The sequence below is a fragment of the Okeania sp. SIO3B5 genome (assembly GCF_010692555.1).
In the GTDB taxonomy this organism is placed as follows: domain Bacteria; phylum Cyanobacteriota; class Cyanobacteriia; order Cyanobacteriales; family Microcoleaceae; genus Okeania.
The window spans coordinates 1-3,177 of sequence record NZ_JAAHHG010000780.1; the positions used below are offsets into that span (position 1 = coordinate 1).

Sequence of the window (3,177 nt, forward strand, 5' to 3'; positions counted from 1 at the left end):
AAAAAATTATCCAATTGTCATAACTACGCTCATCTTGTCTTATCTTTCTTCTCCTGAATTCTGAATTGCAGAATTGCTGAATTCTAAAGACTTAACCATTCTATGGCTGTTTAACCGGATTTGATATAATTGGGGTTTCGGCAAAGTATAGCATTACTTTTGGGAATTGGTATAATATCAAGTCCGAATAATTAGTGACAAAAAAAACTTTCTCCCTTTAAACCTTTCTTTCTCTTCTGCCTTCCTTCGTCCTAAAGTGTAACTATTCAACCGGACATGATATAAGTTATCAATCATGTCACTTAATATAAGACATTTGTCATAAAGACCAAGCTAGTTTCTATAAAATTTCTCAATAAAGATAAATTCAGAGCTACTTGACAAATATATTTAATTATGAGATAAAAAAAATTTGTGAGTAAAAACTTAATATAGTGTCTGGAAACAATTTATACATTGTGAAAGTCACTACTTATTACAGATAAAATTAGGTCAAATTATCGCAAACTTTTAAGGGTGGAGTTTAATTTTATGTCAATTAATTCTGATAAAAGATAAAAATTATCAAGAATGAATTGCAATATTATTAAAATGGATCAGGAAAATTAAGTGATTAGCTATACCTAATTTATCATTTATTGAACAAAAAAAAGGAAAAAATTGAAAATGAAAATTACTAGACGTATATTTTTAGCAACAGGCACAGCAATGGCGAGTGTAGCGATCGCCGAACTTGGTAAAAGTAATCGAGGATTAGCCCAAAGTAAGGCGATAAATCTCTATTCTTCTCGCCACTACGACACCGATCAAGCTCTCTACGACAGTTTCACCGAAAAAACTGGCCTCAAAGTCAACCTAATAGAAGGCAAAGGAGATGAGTTAATCGAACGTATCAAAAGCGAAGGTGCTAACAGCCCTGCAGATGTTTTTATTACAGTAGATGCAGGCCGTTTGGGACGAGCCGAAGAAGCAGGAATCTTGCAACCCATTTCTTCATCTACTCTCAACAGTAAAATTCCAGCCAACCTCCGCAGTCCCCAAAACCTATGGTTTGGTTTCTCTAAACGGGCACGGGTAATAGTTTATAACAAAGACAAAATTAAACCATCTGAGTTATCAACTTATGAAGACTTAGCTAAAGATAATTGGAAAGGCAAAATTCTGATTCGTTCTTCCAATAATATTTATAATCAATCCTTAATAGCATCTTTAATTGAAGCTCATGGAATGTCAGACACAGAAAGTTGGGCAAAAGGCTTTGTTAGCAACTTTGCTAGACCTCCAGAAGGAAATGATACTGCTCAAATAAAAGCTGTTGCTGCAGGTATCGGCGAAATTGGTATTGCTAATAGTTACTATGTAGGCCGTTTAGCAAAATCTGACAAAGCAGAAGACAAAGCAGTTGTTCAGAAAATAGGAATGTTTTTCCCTAACCAAAATGGGCGCGGTACTCATATTAATATTAGTGGTGGTGGTGTAGTTAAAACTGCCCCAAATAAAGAGGGTGCAATTAAGTTTCTCGAACATTTGGCCAGCCCAGAAGCTCAAAAAATATTCTCTGAGGGTAACAATGAATATCCTGTAGTTGCAGGTGTACCTGTTCCTAGCGTTTTGACAACCTATGGCAACTTTAAGAGTGATTCTGTGAATGTTGCTACTTATGGCAAGTTGAATGGTGAAGCAATTAAATTAATGGATCGTGTGGGCTGGAAGTAGTAGCTATGAACGAAGGCAGAAGGCAACCCACCCCTAACCCCTCCCAGGAGGGGAAGGCAGAAGGGAAGAAAAGGCTTGAAGGGAAAGTGCTGTAATATTATGCCTGGTTGAACAGTTGTCATTACGAACGCAGCGATAGCGGAGTGAAGTAATCCCAAAGTACTGTGATTGTTTTCCGTCCTGGAATGCTCGGCAAACGCTTCACTTCGTGATCCTCGCAATGACATATCGTAATATCATGTCTGGATAAGAGCGTGATCAAAAAACTTTCTTCTTCTTTCTTCCCTCCTGAATTCTGTTTGCGGAGCATTCCGTAGGAAATTCTGAATTCTGAATTCTGAAGACTTAACCATTCTATAACTGTTTAACCGGATTTGATATGACTCGTCAGCCATTACTCGATCCTAATCGTTCTTATACTTTCAGCAATTATTTTGAGTTGGGATTTACGGTAGATGATTTGGTTGCTGAATTTGGTTATTCATTTGAGCGAAAATTTCTCACTTTACCACAATATCCTGATGAATTAGACCGAATTACTGATTTAAAGGAGCGCATTGAGGAGATATTACCTTATGTAGATTTAGAGAATGAGGCTACCCGTAGGGAAATGCTCATTGCGCCCATTATCTCAGATTTAATTCATTATTCCCACGCTAAGTTAAGAATAGAATATTCCATTCAAGTTGACAACAGATTGCAAGGAAAATTAGATTACTTGTTACGTTCGACAACGAATTTGATTGTTATTGAAGCTAAACAAGCGGATATTAATCGAGGTTTTACTCAATTAGCGACGGAAATGATTGCTCTTGATTTATGGATAGATTCCCCACAAACTGAAATTTTAGGAGCTGTAACTACTGGTAATATTTGGCAGTTTGGTGTTTTAGATCGTCAAGCAAAATCTATCTGTGAAGGAATCAATCTTTACCGTGTTACCGAGGAATTGGAAGTCATAATCAGGATTTTATTGGCTAGACTTGTTTGAATGGAAGGCAGAAGGCAGAAGGCAGGAGGCAGGAGGCAGAAGGAAAGAAAAGGTTATATCATGTTCGGATAATCATTTATAATAAAGTCATTGCGACTGGAACGGAGTGGAAGGAAGCAATCTCAGGGGTTTGAGATATCTCTTCTATCTATAATCCTAATTATAACTATTCAACCGAACATGATATTAGAAGGGAAAAGGTTTTTTGATCACTGATTATCCGGATTTGATATTACGCATAAGGTTTTAACTTCAGGACTTACGCAAAGGCACTACATATAGGGTGTTGCTCCGTTACGCTAGCGCTAACGCACCCTACTGGACTGTTTCATCTAAAATAGTGCAATAAGTGTAGGTTGGGTTGAGGGACGATCTTCGGAGCTTATCCGTAGGATAAACCCAACATTAGTAAGGTTTTGTTGGGTTTCACTCCGTTCAACCCAACCTACATTTTTAGGCGTGTCAGTCCA

Annotated in this window: 2 protein-coding genes; both read left to right on the forward strand. The window is 37.4% G+C overall.

The features are described from left to right. The first annotated feature begins 666 nt into the window (after window positions 1-666). Window positions 667-1,716 (forward strand): Fe(3+) ABC transporter substrate-binding protein, encoded by a 1,050-nt coding sequence (locus F6K54_RS42360; RefSeq protein ID WP_293090479.1) that lies wholly within the window; start codon window positions 667-669, stop codon window positions 1,714-1,716. 379 nt (window positions 1,717-2,095) lie between these two features. Next, window positions 2,096-2,707: a hypothetical protein gene (locus tag F6K54_RS42365; protein ID WP_293090480.1), complete on the forward strand. Its 612-nt coding sequence runs from the start codon at window positions 2,096-2,098 to the stop codon at window positions 2,705-2,707. The last annotated feature ends 470 nt before the right edge of the window (window positions 2,708-3,177 follow it).